This is a genomic window from Helcococcus sueciensis DSM 17243, from assembly GCF_000423145.1.
GTDB lineage: Bacteria > Bacillota > Clostridia > Tissierellales > Peptoniphilaceae > Helcococcus > Helcococcus sueciensis.
Genome location: NZ_AUHK01000019.1, coordinates 1 through 17,058, shown reverse-complemented (window position 1 = coordinate 17,058; position 17,058 = coordinate 1). Strand labels below are relative to the sequence as shown.

Genomic DNA, 17,058 nt, shown 5'->3' with positions numbered 1-17,058 from the left:
GACCTCATTCAATCTCTATCAAAGTAATAGTAATATTATCTTTACCACCTGTAGAATTCGCCATGTATTGAAGTATTTCACAACTCTCGTCAACTTCATACTCATTCTTCAATACATCTAATATATCACTATCATCTATCATATCTGTTAAACCGTCTGATGTTAAAAGTAAATAATCCTTTTTATTTAATATTAACCTATCTATATCTATTTTATAATTAATAGATGTTCCCAAAGCACTTGTAATCCTATTCTTAGGATAAAATTTTGATTCTTCTTCAGTTATAGCTCCAGAATCTAATAACTCTTGAACAAATGAATGATCTTTAGTGATTTGTTTAAGCTCTTGATTATGATAAAGATATAATCTACTATCTCCAACATTTGCATAATATAATGTATCATTGTGTATTAATGCCAAAATTAAGGTTGTCCCCATCCCCTTATAATTTTCATTGTTTTGGGATTCCTCAAATATTTTATTATGTGCAACTTTTACCGAATGAGCTATAGTGTCAAATATTTCATTTGGATTAAAATTTTTTATGATTTCATTACTTACAATTTCCGATGCCATTTTGGACGCAACTTCTCCTGCACTATGTCCACCCATCCCATCACAAATTATAAATAAATTGAAATTTTCACCTGAAAAGTTTAAATAACTGTCTTCGTTATTATCTCTAACTCTTCCTATATCAGTTGTTGTAAAATATCTCATAATAACCTACTTATGCAAATAATAGTAATTATATCATATTAATCATTTTTTATAAATTTTACATATGAAAAACCCGTCATTTTTTGCACTTGGAAGTATTTCAATAAAATCTTTTCCATTAATCTTTACGATACTTAAATCCCTATGATTTTCTAAAAACTTATTAACTACATCTATATTTTCTAAATCTCCTAATGTACATGTACTATACACTAAATACCCGCCATTTTTTAAATAAGTATAAGTATTTTCAAGAATTTCAAATTGTAAGTGACTCAAACTCTCAATATCTTCGAATTGTCTTTCTATTTTTATCTCAGGTTTTCTTTTTATTACTCCAAGACCAGAGCAAGGGGCATCCACAAGTATATAATCGAATCTATTTCTAAACTCTTCAATAAATTTACTAGCATCATAATTGGTTATTTCAGGCATTTTAAAATTCATTCTTGTAAAATTTTCTTTAATTTTTTCTAATTTATTGAAAGATACATCATTAGAAACCAAATGACCTTTATTATTCATTATTTGCATTATATGTGTACTTTTAGAACCTGGTGCTGCACATAAATCGAGAACTTCTGAATATTCACTAGGATTCAATATTTCACTTACCAACGATGATGATTGATCTTGTATAGTAAAAAGACCTTTTTTAAATTCCTCTGTATCTATTATATTTTCAGGATTTTCAACTATTAATGAATCTTTAGAGATACTTGATTCTTCAGTACTAAATCCATATTTTTTAAATTGATCTGATAGTTTAGACCTAGTAATTATATTTGTATTTACTCTAATATTCATATGAGGTGCATTGTTAAAATCTTTCACTATCTCAACATAATTATCATAATATTTTTTTAGATAAAGGATTAAACTTTTATTTACACTATATCTTATTGATAAGTATTCATCTATATCTTCAATATCTACTTCCATATATCTTTCTTTATCTCTCAAAAAACTTCTCAGATTTCCATTTACAAATCCCTTAAGTCTGAAATTGATTTTTTGTGTATTCTTTACAGCTTCATTTATAACTGCATATTCTTTTGAATTAAGAAATATAAGTTCATAAATAGCTATTCTTAGTATATTTACTACATCTTTATCTAACTTTTTAAATGGTGTTTTTGATAGTTTTGAAATTATATAGTCTAAATATTTTTGATTTTCAACAACTCCATATACAATTTTTCTATATAAAGATTTATCTAAATCATCTACTTCATCTATTGAATCTTTAATTACATAATTACTATATTTATTATTATTTATAATTTCATCTATTGCCTTTATGGCAGCTCTTCTTGCTTTAATAACGTCCTCCCAAATATAAAAAGCAAATATCATTAAAGATATTTGCTAAATTAGTAATACTATCTTCTATCATTTCTCATACTTATAAATCTTAATAATTGTATTATTGAAGTAAGCATTGAAGCAATATAAGTCATTGCAGCTGCACCCAATACTTTTTTAGTTCCAGATTTTTCATCTACTGTGATTATATTATTTGCAACTAAAGTATCCATCGCTCTTCTACTAGCATCTATCTCAACTGGCAATGTAACTATATGAAATAGCACTGATAATGAATATAGTATTATTCCTACATCAATTAATTCTACAAGCTCTAATAAAAATCCTATAAAAATAAGTACAAATGTAAATCTTGAAGTAAATCCAACTACTGGGGCTAAAGCGGATCTAAATCTTAGAAAAGCATATCCTTCATTATCTTGGATAGCATGTCCGACTTCATGAGCTGCTACGGATACTGCTGATACAGAATTAGAGTCATATATCCCTTGTGAAAGTCTAATCACTTTTGATCTTGGGTCATAATGATCGGTTAATACACCATTAATAGGTTGAACTGTTACGTCATAGATTCCATTTCTATCTAGTATAATTTTAGCAGCTTCTTCTCCAGTCAATCCTGATGATGCAGCTACTTTTGAAAATTTCTCATAATTTCCTCTAACTTTAAAGCTTGCAAACATACTTATAAACATAGCAATTATTAATAAAATATAATAATCCATAAACCCTCCTAATTCTTATGAAAGATACTCACCTTTCTCTATATCGTTTCCAAGTAAAAAAGATTTGACATCCATTCTCTTCTTACCTTCAAACTGTATTTCTTCTATCCTTATACATGCATCAGAGCAATTGACAAAAATTCCATCTTTGTTTGCATCTATAATTTGTCCTATCTTATTATCAGTATATTTTTCAATTATGGTAATTTTATGGATTTTTATTTTATTATTTTTATAGTATGAAAAAGTTCCTGGCCAATTAGAAAAAGCCATTATTTTTGCCTTTATATCACTTGCTTCTTCATTAAAATCTATATGTCCCATAGATTTATCTATCTTTTTAGAATATGTAGCCTTTGCTTCATCTTGTTTAGTTCTATTTTTATAAAGATTATCATAGTCTAATATAGTATTTACTATTAGTGGACCAGATATTTCAGATAATTTATCATGTAGACTTTCAATATCTGTATTTTCATCTATTTCAATTTTAGCGATGTCAAGAATATCACCTGTATCCATAGTTTTTTCTATGAGCATACTACATACTCCTGCTTGTTTATCTTTATTTAATATAGTCCATTGCATAGGAGCCGCTCCCCTATATTTAGGAAGTATTGATGAGTGTATATTAATAATTCTATCTTTGTATTTACTTAATAATTCATCTTTTATTAATTGGCCATATGCAATTACTACTATAAAATCTGGATTAATATCATTTATTAAATTAATTGATTCTTCTGAATTAACATTTGAAGGCTCATATGTTTTTATTCCTAATTCAATAGCTTTAGACTTTACAGGAGTCGGTAAAATTTTATTTCTAGATCTTTTTTTATCTTGACCTGTAATTACAAGTTCTACGCTAATTTCTTTATTTTCATGTAGTGATACAAGAGGATTAACTGAAAATTCAGGAGTCCCCATAAATATAATTTTTTTCATATTCACCCTCCACTATATTGTCCTATTTTTACATTTTTGCTTTATTAATTATCTTTTTGAGATTCTAATCTATCTTCTTTTCCAATTTTTTTTAGAATTTCTTCATAATTTTCATCTGTTACTTCATCTATCATTTTTGATGTGATTAATATTCCATCTAAATGATCTCTTTCATGTTGGAAACATTTAGCTAGCATTCCATCAGCTTCTATAATTTGTTCATTTCCTTCTATATCCATATATTTCATTTTAATTTTTTCAGCTCTTTTTACTGTACAATTAAAATTAGGAATTGATAAACAACCTTCTATATCTATATCTTCACCTTCTGATTCAATTATTTCTGGATTTATAATTTTATAAATATTTCCATCTCCTAAATCAGCCACAAATACTCTTCTAAGCACTCCAACTTGTGGTCCGGCAAGCCCTATACCATTTTCCTCGTGCATAGTGTCCACCATATCATCTAAAAGTTGTAATAATCTATCGTCTATTTTTTTTACATCTCTAGCTTTTTTCAATAGTATTGGATCATCTACTTTTCTAACTACTCTTAAAGCCATTATTCCTCCTCTAATTTATAATTAATATAAATTTTATAATCTTTGTCTATTTTTCTAAGTTCATGTGAAAGATCTATTAAATCATTTTTATTTGTAGACTTGACTATAATATCAAATCTATATCTATTATTTATTCTTTCAATCACACTTGGTGTAGGTCCTGTAATTTCAATTATATTAATGCCTTTGTTTCTAATAAATTCGTTTATTGAAATTGTTATACTTCTTCCAACTCTTATTGCATATGATCGGTCTTTTGAAGAAAGATTAATATTCAATATATTTACTATAGGTGGATAATTAAATTTTTTTCTTTCAGTCATTTCGGTTTTAAAGAAATCATAATAATTATTTTCAGCAGCATACTTAATTGCATAGTTATCAGGATTATAAGTTTGAATTATTACTTCACCTTTAGTATTTCCACGACCTGCCCTTCCTGATACTTGTGTTATTAAATTAAATGTATTTTCATGCGCTCTAAAATCAGGTATATTTAAGCTTATATCTGCTGAAACTATCCCAACTACAGAAACATTTGGGAAATCAAGACCTTTTGAAAGCATTTGGGTTCCAATTAGAATATCTATTTCCCCTTTATGCATCATATTATATACTTTTTTATAATCTTGTTTACTTGTGGTAGTATCAGCATCCATTCTATATACCTTTGCACTTGTAAACAACTCTCTAGTTTGCTCTTCAAGCATTTCTGTCCCTGCACCATATTCTTTTATCCATTTGCTTCCACAATTTGGACAAGATTTTCTCTTTAATGCAGTTCTACCACAATAATGGCATATTAGTCTATCTTTTGACTTGTGATATGTCATAGCTACATCACAAGCTTCGCATCTATGAACATATCCACATGTTCTACAAAATACAAATGATGTATGTCCTCTTTTATTTAAAAATAGAATAATCTGCTCATTTTTTTTCATAGCATCTTCTATGCTAGTTTTTAATAATTCTGAAAACATGGTTAAATTATTTTTCTTTAATTCTTCACGCATGTCTACACGAATAATATTAGGCATTTGAATATTATTTACTCTCTTATTAATTCGAATAAGATTTAGTTTTTTAAGATATACATCATACATAGTTTTCATGGATGGTGTTGCGCTGCCTAATACCAATTTTGCATCATGATACTCTGCTCTTTTTTTTGCAATATCAATAGAAGAATATTTGGGATTTTTTTCTGATTGATAAGACTTTTCATGTTCCTCATCAATAACTATAATTCCTATGTTTTCAAATGGTGCAAATATTGCTGATCTTGCACCTACTACTATCTTTACTTCTTTATCTCGAATCATTCTCCATTGATCTGCACGTTCAGAAATAGTTAATTTTGAATGAAGTACAGCTATATTTTTACCAAATCTTCCTTGAAATCTCTCAATAGTCTGTGGCGTCAATGAAATCTCAGGAACTAATATAATTGCTTCTTTTCCCTTGTTTATATAATACTCTACTAATTGTAAATAAATTTCAGTCTTTCCAGACCCTGTAACACCATGAATTAAAAAATTATTTTCCGTCGTACCTAAAATGAGATCATAAGCTTTTTGTTGCTCTTCATTTAATTTAATTTTTTTTAATTTTTTTACTTCTTCAAGTATATTACGATATATATCCTTTTTTTCTACTTTAATTAATTTCTTATCTTCTAATGTTTTTAATGTACTATTTGTTGATTTTGTTTCATTTAAAAGCTTAGATTTCTCTGTAGTTCCATTTTCAAATAAATAATCAAGTATAGCTAACTGTTTTATAGCATTTTTTCGTATTATATTAGAGTACTCAGGATTTTCTAAATGAATATATTCAATATATTTAATACTTGATTTTTTATTTAAAGAAATATAAGAATCAATATAATTTTGTTTTACTAAATCATTTATTGTTTTAATATTGTATTTATTTTTAAATATTTTCTTAATTTCAATAAAACTTTTATAATCATCTAAAAACTCATATAAATCAGTGTCAATATTTTTTAAATTATCATTTGCTTTATAATATTCTTCTACTGTATCTATGCTTCCTGGTGGTAAAATAGTATTAACAGCTGAACTGTAATCAGATATATTATTTTTTATCATATATAAGGCAAGCTCTACCATTTCTTTTGAAATGATAGGCTTTGTATCGATTATTTCAGTAATTTTTTTAGTCTTAAAATCTACTTCGCCTTCGTGAATAGAAACTATAATTCCAAGATTTTTAGAGTTAGAATTTCCAAATGGAACTATCACTCTAGTGCCTATTTCAATTTCTTCATCATATTCATAAGTAAATAATCTATCTAAAAATGAAGTTTTAGATTTTAATATTACATCATAATACATCTTTCACCAATTTATCTAAAATAATATTTGCCACATCTTCTTTTGACATTAAATCATAAGAAGTTTCTTCTTCATTAGTAATCATAGTTACTATATTCGTATCAACATTAAATCCTGCACCTTGTTTTGATACATCATTCGCAACAATCATGTCTAAATTTTTAGCCTTCAATTTTTTCTTTGCATTTTCTAATAAATCATCTGTTTCCGCTGCAAAACCTATTAGACGTTGATTTTCTTTCTTTTGACCAAAATATTTCAGTATATCTAAAGATTTTTTCATATTAAATACAGTTTCTTCATCTTTCTTTTTAAGTTTTGAATCAAAAGAAGTCTTAAACTCATAATCAGTAGGAGCTGCCGCCATGATTACAGCATTAGCATCATTAAAATTATTCTCTATAGCTTCTTTCATTTCTTCATTCGTTTCTACGTGAATATTTTCAACCATTCCAAGCTGAGAAGTCTTAACTTTTCCTTGAATAAAATATACATCCGCTCCTCTATTTCTTGCATTTTTGGCTATTTGATATCCCATTTTCCCTGAAGAATCATTTGTCATAAATCTAACTGGATCCAGTCTTGCAATTGTAGCACCAGCTGTAACTATAATTTTTTTATTTTCTAAATCTTTTTTTGTCAGTTTATATTCTATATATTCAAGTATTTCACTTGGCTCTGCCATTCTTCCTTTACCAACAGTATTACATGCTAAAACTCCTTCATTTGAATCTATGAAGTCATATCCAAGATCTGTTAATCCTTCAATATTTCGTTGTGTTATCGGATTTAATAGCATATTGGTATTAGTAGATACTGCAAATGATACAGGCGCCTTAGAGGCTAAAATAGCCGTTGTAAGAAGATTATCTGCAATACCTGCATATACTTTTGCAATTGTATTTGCAGTTGCAGGCGCTACTAAAAATAAATCTACATCATTTGTAATATCTACATGTAATACCTTATCAGGATGTATCCACATATCTGTATATACTTTTCCATTTGCCATTGTTTCAAATGTAATTGGATTTATAAATTTAGTTGCGGATTCAGTCATAATAACTTCAACTTTTGCTCCAAGTTTTCTAAGTGAGCTTATTAAACTTAGCACTTTATATATAGCTATTCCACTTGTAACACCAATAAGGATTTTTTTATCTTTTAGCATTATTCTTCCTCTTTTACTACTTTTTTCTCCATAATTTCACTTAATGCTTGAGTTACTGGTTTATAACCTTTATTTTTTACACGTGGTTTATCTCCATCTATGATTTGTTTTGCTCTTTTAGCTGTCATCATAGCTATTTCATATCTTGAGTCACTTATCTCTGATAATTTTTTAAATGATGGATTTAACATTATTTTCTCCTTTTTTCTAATTCTTCATCTATAATTTCTTCTAATCTTTCTGTAGCACTATCGATATAATCATTGATTAAATAATAATCATAATATCTAATTTGTGCTAGCTCTACTTCTGCGTTTCTAAGTCTAGTTTGAATCATATCTTCTGATTCAGTATTTCTATGTCTTAATCTTGTTTCGATATCAGATTTTTTAGGTGGTAACATGAATACAAATACCCCATTATCGTAGTTTTCTCTCACTTGACTTGCACCTTGAACATCAATTTCAAGTATTACAACTTTACCTTCATTAATACTTTTTTCAACAAATGCAAGTGGTGTACCATATAAATTGCCATGAACTACTGCATGCTCTAATAATTTATTTGTTTCAATTAATTCATCAAATTCTTCTTGAGTCTTAAAGAAATAGTCTACACCATCTACTTCATTTTCTCTTTGATATCTTGTTGTAACAGAAATGGATGTTACAATATCATCACGTTTTTTTAAAATTTCTTTAACTATTGTTCCTTTACCAGCAGCTGTTGGTCCAGAAATAACTAATAAAAACCCTTTCATAAAACCTCTATTCAATATTTTGTACTTGTTCTTTTATTTTCTCTATAGTTGTTTTCATTTCAATTACATGATTAGTCACATTAATATTTGAAGTTTTTGATCCAATCGTATTTACTTCTCGAAGCATTTCCTGTGATATAAAATCTAATTTTTTTCCAATAGCTTCATTTGTTTCTAGGCTTTCTTCAAATTGAATAAAATGCGAATTAAGTCTTGATAATTCTTCATTAATATCTTGTCTATCTGCATAAAATACGATTTCATTTGCAAGTCTATCTTCATTAATAATATTTTGATCTAAAATTTCTTGTATATTAGCAAATAATTTATTTCTAATTTCTTCTTTTAGATTTTTTACTTGATTGCAAATATTTTCTCTATTTTCTTTAAGAATATCTATATTATTAGATAAATCATTTTTTAGATTTAAACCTTCAGCTATTCGCATGTTTACTAACTGTACTAATACCTCTTCAATTGTATTTAGTATAACTAAGCTTAAATATTCATCATCTAATTCTTCAGCTTCAAATCTAAGTACATCTTCATTTCTTAATATATCTGAAATTCTAATATCTCTATATTCTCCTTCCAAATTAAATGTGTTTTTTAAACTATTGAGTGCTTCATACATTTTTCCAGCTTGTACTTCATCTATTGTGATATTTGTATTACCTAAACTCTTAGTTTTAGACTTAATAAATAAATCAATTCTACCTCTTTTAATATATTTTCTAATTAATTTATTTATCTTGTCTTCCATGAAATTTAGTTGATAAGGCATTCTAGTATTGATATCTAAAAATCTAGAATTAACAGATTTTATTTCAACTTCAATATTAAGTTTATCGTCCATATAGCTACTTTTACCGTATCCTGTCATTGATTTAATCATATAATCTCCTTCTTTAATTATTGTAATTCATAAATAAAAATAGTCAAGGAAATGTTACAAAAAATTAATAAATAATATGTTATAATAATAAATGAAAAGGAGTTAATATGGCATTAGATGGTATAGTATTAAAATCGTTAGTGAAAGAATTTAATGAAAAATTGATAAATGGACATATTCAAAAAATTTATCAAATTAATGAACATATTCTTATACTAAATATTTATAATAAAGAAAATTATAAATTACTTATTTCTTCAAATCCTCAAAATGCAAGGATTCATCTTACAGATTTCAAATATGACAATCCTACTACTCCACCTCAATTTGCAATGATATTAAGAAAGCATATACTAAATTCTACAATTAAAGAAATTAAGCAAATAGGTATGGATAGAAGTTTGGAAATAGTTATAAGTACTAAGGACGAATTAGGCCTAGATACTGTAAGAAGACTTATGATTGATATAATGGGAAAATATTCCAATATTGTGTTAACTAATGAGAATTATAAGGTTATTGAATCTATAAAAAGAATTTCACACGAAATGAGTAGTGTTCGTGCTGTTTATCCTGGCACACAGTTTTCAAAACTCGAAGATAATAAAATCAATATTTTAAAAAATACGCCAAATTTACAAGATCTTGAAATTCCTGAAACTTACAAAATTAAAAAAGTTTTTTATATGCTATTTCAAGGTTTTGGTCCACAAATTGGTGATGAAATTGCTTTTAGAGCAAACATTGATTTTTCACGATCTTACGGAACATTAAATAGTGAAGAAAAAGAAAATTTAAATCAAGTTTTCCAATCAGTTGTTTCAGAAATTAAATCAAATAAATTTGAACCACATTTATACTTTGATAAGGAGAAATCTATAGATTTCTATTCTATGAAACTTCTAAGCAAAGGAGACAATTATAAAACATATGATTCTATCAGTGAAGTATTAGATATTTATTATTCCCAAAATGTAAATGATAATTCGTTAAATCAAGTAAAATCAAATCTTGTAAAAACAATTGAACAAAAAATTTCTCACAATGTTACTAAACTTGATAATTTAAATAAAGATTTTGATGAATCTAAAAAATATGAAGTATATCGTATTGAAGGAGACTTATTATCTACAGTTGCATATAAAATAAAAAAAGGTCAAAGAAATATTGAAGTTTATAATTATTATGATGATACAATGATTAACATTAATCTTGATAATAGAAAATCAGCTTGGGAAAATATCGAATTAAAATATAAGAAATCTAAGAAATTATATAAAAGTTATAATATTCTTCTTGAATCAATTCCGAATCTAGAAGAAGAAATATCTTATCTAAGAAATATAATTTCACAAATATATTTAGCAGAAAATCATAATGAAGTTTCTGAAATTAAAGAAGAACTTATAGATCAAAAATTTATAAAAAAACCTTCTAAATCAAAAAAGAAAAAAGAAGAAAAATCTTCACCACATAAATATATTACAGATAATAATAATATAATTTATGTTGGTAAAAACAATAAACAAAATGAATATCTAACACTTAGAGAAGCTAATCCAAACGATTATTTCTTCCATATAAAAGATCTTCCAGGATCTCATGTTATATTAAAAAATAATCAAAAAATTGAAGATTACGAAATTGAAATAGCTGCTTATCTTGCTGCAAACTTTTCTAAAAACTCAAGTGATAGATATATTGATGTAGATTATACAGAAAAGAAAAATGTAAATAAAGCAAAAGGTTCTAAACCTGGGATGGTTTATTATACAAATTACACAACTATTAGAGTTGATTTAGAAAATACTCCTAAAAATTTTAAAAAAATGTAATTTATATAAATTTATTTAATACAAAATATTGTACAAAAAATCAACACTATACCCTAAGATAGTGTTGATTTTCTATTTTTTTAACTTTAATTGTTAAATATATTTTCTCAATATGGCCTTAATATATATTATTTAGAAACTATGCGCTTATATAGAATAGTCAATAATAATCCTATAACAGATACCATAATTATTGATCCACCTGGTTTTAAACTTAGATAATAAGCTGATGTTAAACCTAAAAAGAAATATATAAAACCTAATATAACAGAGATTATTACTGTATTTTTATAATTTTTACTTATAAGCATAGCTGTTGCTACTGGTAAAACCATTAATGATGAAATTATTAAAACACCAACTATTCGAGCTGATAAAGCTATTGTTAAAGCTAATAATATAGTAAAAAGATAATCATTTAATTTTATATTTACGCCTGATAATCTTGCTGTATTTTTGTTGATTGAAATTGCGAGTAATCCATAATAAGTATATACAAATGCAATTATTACTAATATGGACATTATTACAGTCAGTATAATATCACTATATGTAATTGCAATTATTGAACCAAAAAGAAAGGATTCAAAATTTTGTGCAGCTACTATAAAATCGGAAAGTATTGATGCAAGTCCTATTCCAAAACTCATAATAATAGCTGTTGCCATATCTCCATTTTTAGGAAATTTTGATCTTATTAACTCAATAGAAAATGCTGCCAATATACTTATTACAATACCTCCAACAATTGGGTTAAATCCTAAAAGGACTCCCAAAAATATACCACTTAATGTTGTATGACTAAGTGCATCCCCTATTGTTGATGTTTTTCTATTAACTACTACTGTGCCTATTAGCGGAATAACTATTGAAATAAATATTCCCACTAAAAAAGCTTTTCTCATAAAATCATATTGAAACATCTTCTTTTAACACCTTATCTTTTATAATAAATTTTCTTGTTTTAATTCCATCTGTAAAATCAGATTCATGCGTAATTAATATTATAGTTATATCATGGAATTTATTTAGATGATTTATAAGTTCATAAAAATCATTCTTACTTTCCTTATCAATCCCAACAGTTGGTTCATCAAATATTAACAATTCAGGATTATGTATCATAGCTTTTGCAATCATTACCCTTTGCTTTTGGCCACCTGAAAGTTCATTAAAATTCTTATCTTTAAATTCTTGCAAATTAAAAGTAGAAATAATATCATCAACCATTCTAAAATGCTTTTTCTTTGGTAGATTAAATTTATTAAAATCATAATATAAATTTAATAAAATCATTTCTTTTACTGAAATTGGAAAATTGGTTGAATTATCCCTATCAATTTGAGGGACATATCCAACCTTTCTCCAATCTTTTATTTCTCTTACTTCTTTGTCAAATAACTTAACACTACCACTATAGTTTTTGAGCTCACCGATTAGTATTTTTATAAGCGTAGATTTTCCACTACCATTATTACCAATAAGAGTAATAAAATCATTTTTATTAACTTCGAAATTAATATTTTTCAAAACTTGTCCTGTATCATAGGAAAAATTTAAATTTTTAACTTCTATTATACTCATTATCTTCCTTCGAATGAATCAATTATATTGTCAAGGTTCATTTTCATTAAACTTAAATAGTCATCACCTTTATCTCTATTTTCTTTGCTAATTACTTCTAAAGTAGAGATAGCTTTCACATTTCCACCTATTTCTTTAGCAATAGAGTTTGCAACTTTATCTGAACCACCATATTCATAAAATACTGTTTTAATATTATGTTCTTTCATAATATCAACGATTTCTTTCATTCTAGATGCATTAGGTTCATTTACTGAATTTATTCCTTCAATACCAATTTGTTCAATACCTAATTCTTTAACTAAATATCCAAAAGCTGTATGAGGAGCAATAAATTCTCTCCCCTTATATTTTTCAAATTTTGAGATATATTCATCTGAAAATGATTCAAAATCTTTTTTTACCTTTTCATAATTAGTATTATAAACATCTTTATTATCTGAGTCAATTTCTACTAATTCATCTTTTATATTACCCAACATTGTAATAGGATTTTTTAGACTCAACCATGTATGTGGATCAAATTCGCCATGACTATGAGCATGTTCATGATCATGGTCATGGTCATCTTCAACTGCATGATCATGGTCATGGTCATCTTCAACTGCATGATCGTGGTCGTCTTCATGTGCGTGATTGTGCTCATCTTCATGTGCGTGATTGTGGTCGTCTTCAACTTCATGATCGTGGTCATCTTCATGTGCATGATCGTGATCATCTTCATGTGCGTGATCGTGGTCGTCTTCAACTTCATGATCGTGGTCGTGATCGTGATCACCTTTTATTAAATCTATTCCATCTGATAATTCTAAAATTTTTAAATCAGGATTATTTGCTTTAATATTTTCAACCCAAGGTTCAAAACCAGCACCATTTACTACTAATAGGTCTGCTTTTGAAATAGCTTCCATATCTTTTATACTTGGTTCATACGTATGTGCATCCCCTGTTTCAGTTAAATTTGTTACATTAACTTTATCTCCTCCAACTTTAGATACTAAATCATAAGCTGGGAAAAATGATGTTACTACGTTTAATTTTCCTTCTTCTACATTATTTTCTGGCTTAGCACACCCCACTAATAATGCTAAAGCAAGAATAAATGTTACTAATTTCTTCATAAAAACTCCTTATTTGTATTATTTATATCTCTAAATGAGAATAATTACCATAATATTATATAGGAATGATTCTCATTGTCAAGTGTTTCTTGTAAATATTTCTTTTTTTATATATAATCTATGTATATAATAATATGAGGTGATAAAATGGATGAATTGAAAAAAGTGGGTTTACAATCAACTAAAACTAGAGTTAAAATCTTAAATTTATTGCACAAAGAATATCCTCTTAGCGCGGACCAAATTTATGATAGATTAAAAGAAGATAAAATTAAAATTTCATCTATTTATAGAAATTTATCTACATTTGTAGATGAAAGTATTGTGTTAAAAAGTATTGGTCAAGATGGCGTTGCATATTATCAATTAAATAATGAAAATCATAAACATCAAATAATATGCACAAATTGTGGAAAAACTATAGATTTAGATCATTGTCCAGTCCATGAAATCGAAAAGAATATCGAAACTCAAACTGGATTTAAAATAACTGGACATACATTTGAGTTTTCTGGTATTTGTAAAGAATGTCAAAATCAATAAATTAAATATATATTATAAACTTAATAAATAAAAAAAACTAAAAAGTGTTTATTTACACTTTTTAGTTTTTTATTTTATTAATAAACTTTATATAACAAATCTTTATTTAATTCCTAATATATTTTCTTTAGAATGTATTAAGTCAGTAATTAATTGACAATATGGTGTGTCAATTCCTAATTCTCTACCTTTTCTTGCTACATAACCATTTATAAAATCAATTTCTGTTTGTCTATGATTTTGTACTAAGTCTTGATGCATAGATGGATAATGATGTGCTGCTGCCTTACTTGTAGCAAATACATAATCTATAATTTCTTTTTCATCAAGTTTAACACCTGTTGCTTCACCAACTTTCACAAATTCATGAATTATGTTTAATACAACTTCTTCAGCTGTTTCACTAGAGAAAAATTCGCCAATTGTTGCATCAAGTAATGCACAAGTTGAATTCATAGTACCATTTACACAAGCTTTTCTCCAAATTGATGGATATACATCTTCATCATATTCAACATTTAAGTTTGCTTCATTCATTACGTCAACTATGTGTTTTGCACCTTCTACACCAGCTTTATCAAGTGATTGAATATTTACTGAACCTGTACCACTTAATTTAGCAACACCAGGGCCAGCAAGACCTGCAGTCCACACTGTTACACCTAATAAAATATTTTTAATAGGCATGTATTTTTCTAAAACTTCATCATGTCCAAGACCATTTAATAAACATAAAACTTTTGTATTTTCATCAATTATTTGTTCGATATCTTGAAGCATGCTTGGTAATTGCATAGCTTTTGTAAATAAGATAATTAATTCAGCTTTTCTTGTAGCTTCATTTGGTTTCATAATTGGTAATTTTACATTATCTTCTTTATCACCAGTTATTTTTAAACCATTTTCTTTAATAGCTTCAATATGTTCTTCCCAATTATCTAATAATATTACTTCATTTCCTGCTTCATGCAATTGGTATCCAAATCTACAACCCATTGCACCTGCACCTGCGATATAAATTAACATAATTTCCTTCTTTCTTATCCTACAAATTTAAATATATCAGATTTGTATAATTTTAATACATCTCTCATAACTTTATTAACAATAAACCCTACTACAAATGGTATTACAATCCATGTTATTATCATAGTTAGCACATTGATGTTTCCTGCATTTAATGCTGCAAGTGGTGATACAAGTCCTACTAAACCAAAACCTGCAGTACCTGGTGTACCAACCATTCCAAGTAGTGGAATACTAATAGATGATATTGCTGCTGTTATAGCAACAGGTAATGCTATTATAGGGTTTGTTAAAAAGTTTGGCATCATCATCTTCATAGCACCTAAACCAATTGCAAGTGGAACACCTTTTTCATTTACATCCCATGTTGCAAATACTAAAAATGCCGCTGCTGCAGCAACACCCATACCAGCTGCTGCTGAACCAATACCATCAAGTCCTATTGCTAAACCAATAGCTACTGTTGAAATTGGACTTATAATGATAATTGAAAATGATACAGAAATTAAAATACTCATTAATAATGGTTGTAATGAAGTAAATGAGTTAATTCCTTGTCCGATTAAAGTAGTAATTTGTTTCACATATGGTAATGTCAATGTACCTAAATAACCAACACCAATACCTATTACAATTGGAGCTAAAACTAGGTTTAATGAACCAAATTTATTTCCAATTAATTGAACAACAAGTACTGCAATTGCAGCTGTTAGCATAACATTAATTACATCACCTATTCCTACTAATTGAAAAATATTAGTAGCTTGTCCATCTATTGTTACTTCTACAAATCTCCACGCTCCGGAACCAACATATGTCGCACCGGCAACACAAGCTGATTGTATAGCAGTGAATTTAAATTGCATTGAAATTAAAAATCCTGCAATTAATGGCAAGAAAAATTGAAATACTTGCACAATATGTAAAAGAGTAGCAAATATAGGCTTATCTGCCAACGGATTAAAAAATGTTGCTAATATAGCGTTAGGTATTAAAGCAACAACTATAGCAACAGTTGTACCATTTAGAACTTTAAGAATAAATGAGCTTAAAGTCTCTTTTTGTATCTTTTCTGTCATAAATTCCCTCCTGCTCTTTTTAAAGAGCAAAATCATTATAACATAAAATTTACTATGTAAACAATATTTTAATAAAAAATATATTTCAAGTTTATTATCAAAATCATAACCACCAGCTTAGCTGGTGGTTTGCACTGCCCCTATAAGGGGCTTTTTCCTGCTGTGCACCTTGTGCACATTGAATGTCTGCCAACTGCACTACTTTCTCAACTGGTGCTAAAGCACCTTGTTTTTATATTTTTATTTTGTTTTCTTTCCAGAAAACGGATCTACATATTCTTTTATACTTATTTGATCAGCTGTATAATCTTCTTTTAACTGATTTCTTATATATTCTTGTATCTTCTTTGCATTTTTCCCTGCTGTATCTACAAAGTATCCTCTACACCAAAAGTTTC

Annotated in this window: 17 protein-coding genes and 1 pseudogene; 2 read left to right on the top strand and 16 right to left on the bottom strand. The window is 27.2% G+C overall.

Annotation, left to right across the window (positions count from 1 at the left end; genetic code table 11):
• Window positions 1-4: 4 nt before the first annotated feature.
• From G534_RS0105265 to G534_RS0105220, 10 genes are read right to left on the bottom strand one after another with little or no spacing between them, the layout of a single operon-like run.
• Entirely contained in the window at window positions 5-721 is a 717-nt protein-coding gene (locus tag G534_RS0105265; protein WP_027348195.1) for a Stp1/IreP family PP2C-type Ser/Thr phosphatase, read from the bottom strand.
• Window positions 722-763: 42 nt separating this feature from the next.
• Entirely contained in the window at window positions 764-2,077 is a 1,314-nt protein-coding gene (gene rsmB / locus G534_RS0105260; RefSeq protein WP_051177438.1) for a 16S rRNA (cytosine(967)-C(5))-methyltransferase RsmB, read from the bottom strand.
• Window positions 2,078-2,103: 26 nt separating this feature from the next.
• Window positions 2,104-2,772, bottom strand: coding sequence for a zinc metallopeptidase (locus G534_RS0105255; RefSeq protein ID WP_027348193.1), 669 nt, complete (start codon window positions 2,770-2,772; stop codon window positions 2,104-2,106).
• A gap of 15 nt (window positions 2,773-2,787) precedes the next feature.
• Window positions 2,788-3,720: a methionyl-tRNA formyltransferase gene (gene fmt, locus G534_RS0105250; RefSeq protein WP_027348192.1), complete on the bottom strand. Its 933-nt coding sequence runs from the start codon at window positions 3,718-3,720 to the stop codon at window positions 2,788-2,790.
• Between the two features lie 44 nt (window positions 3,721-3,764).
• Complete coding sequence (gene def / locus G534_RS0105245; protein WP_027348191.1) at window positions 3,765-4,286, bottom strand: peptide deformylase; 522 nt, start codon at window positions 4,284-4,286, stop codon at window positions 3,765-3,767.
• Window positions 4,286-6,646: a primosomal protein N' gene (priA, locus tag G534_RS08000; RefSeq protein WP_034596024.1), complete on the bottom strand. Its 2,361-nt coding sequence runs from the start codon at window positions 6,644-6,646 to the stop codon at window positions 4,286-4,288. The genes def and priA overlap by 1 nt, the downstream gene beginning before the upstream one ends.
• A complete protein-coding gene (gene coaBC, locus G534_RS0105235; RefSeq protein ID WP_027348190.1) occupies window positions 6,636-7,817 on the bottom strand; it encodes a bifunctional phosphopantothenoylcysteine decarboxylase/phosphopantothenate--cysteine ligase CoaBC in 1,182 nt (393 codons plus the stop codon). The genes priA and coaBC overlap by 11 nt, the downstream gene beginning before the upstream one ends.
• Window positions 7,817-8,008 carry a DNA-directed RNA polymerase subunit omega gene (rpoZ, locus tag G534_RS0105230; protein WP_027348189.1) on the bottom strand — a complete coding sequence of 64 codons (192 nt, stop codon included), beginning with the start codon at window positions 8,006-8,008 and terminating at the stop codon, window positions 7,817-7,819. Before rpoZ ends, coaBC begins: the two co-directional genes overlap by 1 nt.
• A complete protein-coding gene (gene gmk, locus G534_RS0105225; protein ID WP_027348188.1) occupies window positions 8,008-8,577 on the bottom strand; it encodes a guanylate kinase in 570 nt (189 codons plus the stop codon). Before gmk ends, rpoZ begins: the two co-directional genes overlap by 1 nt.
• Before the next feature lie 7 nt (window positions 8,578-8,584).
• Entirely contained in the window at window positions 8,585-9,472 is an 888-nt protein-coding gene (locus G534_RS0105220; RefSeq protein WP_027348187.1) for a YicC/YloC family endoribonuclease, read from the bottom strand.
• A 107-nt stretch (window positions 9,473-9,579) separates the two neighbouring features.
• On the opposite strand from G534_RS0105220, the gene G534_RS0105215 reads away from it, so the two are divergent.
• Window positions 9,580-11,307, top strand: a complete 1,728-nt coding sequence (locus G534_RS0105215) for an Rqc2 family fibronectin-binding protein (RefSeq protein ID WP_027348186.1) — start codon at window positions 9,580-9,582, stop codon at window positions 11,305-11,307.
• 128 nt (window positions 11,308-11,435) lie between these two features.
• Here G534_RS0105215 and G534_RS0105210 read toward each other — a convergent pair whose 3' ends face one another.
• Genes G534_RS0105210 through G534_RS0105200 form a run of 3 tightly spaced genes read right to left on the bottom strand, consistent with a single transcriptional unit; the run spans window position 11,436 to window position 14,012 of the window.
• Entirely contained in the window at window positions 11,436-12,230 is a 795-nt protein-coding gene (locus G534_RS0105210) for a metal ABC transporter permease (protein WP_027348185.1), read from the bottom strand.
• Entirely contained in the window at window positions 12,217-12,891 is a 675-nt protein-coding gene (locus G534_RS0105205; protein WP_034596022.1) for a metal ABC transporter ATP-binding protein, read from the bottom strand. Before G534_RS0105205 ends, G534_RS0105210 begins: the two co-directional genes overlap by 14 nt.
• Window positions 12,891-14,012, bottom strand: coding sequence for a metal ABC transporter solute-binding protein, Zn/Mn family (locus G534_RS0105200; protein ID WP_027348183.1), 1,122 nt, complete (start codon window positions 14,010-14,012; stop codon window positions 12,891-12,893). Before G534_RS0105200 ends, G534_RS0105205 begins: the two co-directional genes overlap by 1 nt.
• Before the next feature lie 147 nt (window positions 14,013-14,159).
• On the opposite strand from G534_RS0105200, the gene G534_RS0105195 reads away from it, so the two are divergent.
• Window positions 14,160-14,555 carry a Fur family transcriptional regulator gene (locus G534_RS0105195; protein ID WP_027348182.1) on the top strand — a complete coding sequence of 132 codons (396 nt, stop codon included), beginning with the start codon at window positions 14,160-14,162 and terminating at the stop codon, window positions 14,553-14,555.
• A 102-nt stretch (window positions 14,556-14,657) separates the two neighbouring features.
• Here the strand turns inward: G534_RS0105195 and G534_RS0105190 are convergent, their stop codons facing one another.
• The 3 genes and pseudogenes from G534_RS0105190 to G534_RS07995 all read right to left on the bottom strand — a co-directional run.
• Window positions 14,658-15,581 carry a 2-dehydropantoate 2-reductase gene (locus tag G534_RS0105190; protein WP_027348181.1) on the bottom strand — a complete coding sequence of 308 codons (924 nt, stop codon included), beginning with the start codon at window positions 15,579-15,581 and terminating at the stop codon, window positions 14,658-14,660.
• A gap of 14 nt (window positions 15,582-15,595) precedes the next feature.
• Window positions 15,596-16,660 carry a PTS sugar transporter subunit IIC gene (locus G534_RS0105185; protein WP_027348180.1) on the bottom strand — a complete coding sequence of 355 codons (1,065 nt, stop codon included), beginning with the start codon at window positions 16,658-16,660 and terminating at the stop codon, window positions 15,596-15,598.
• 240 nt (window positions 16,661-16,900) lie between these two features.
• A pseudogene (locus G534_RS07995) lies at window positions 16,901-17,058 on the bottom strand (IS200/IS605 family transposase); the annotation flags it as partial.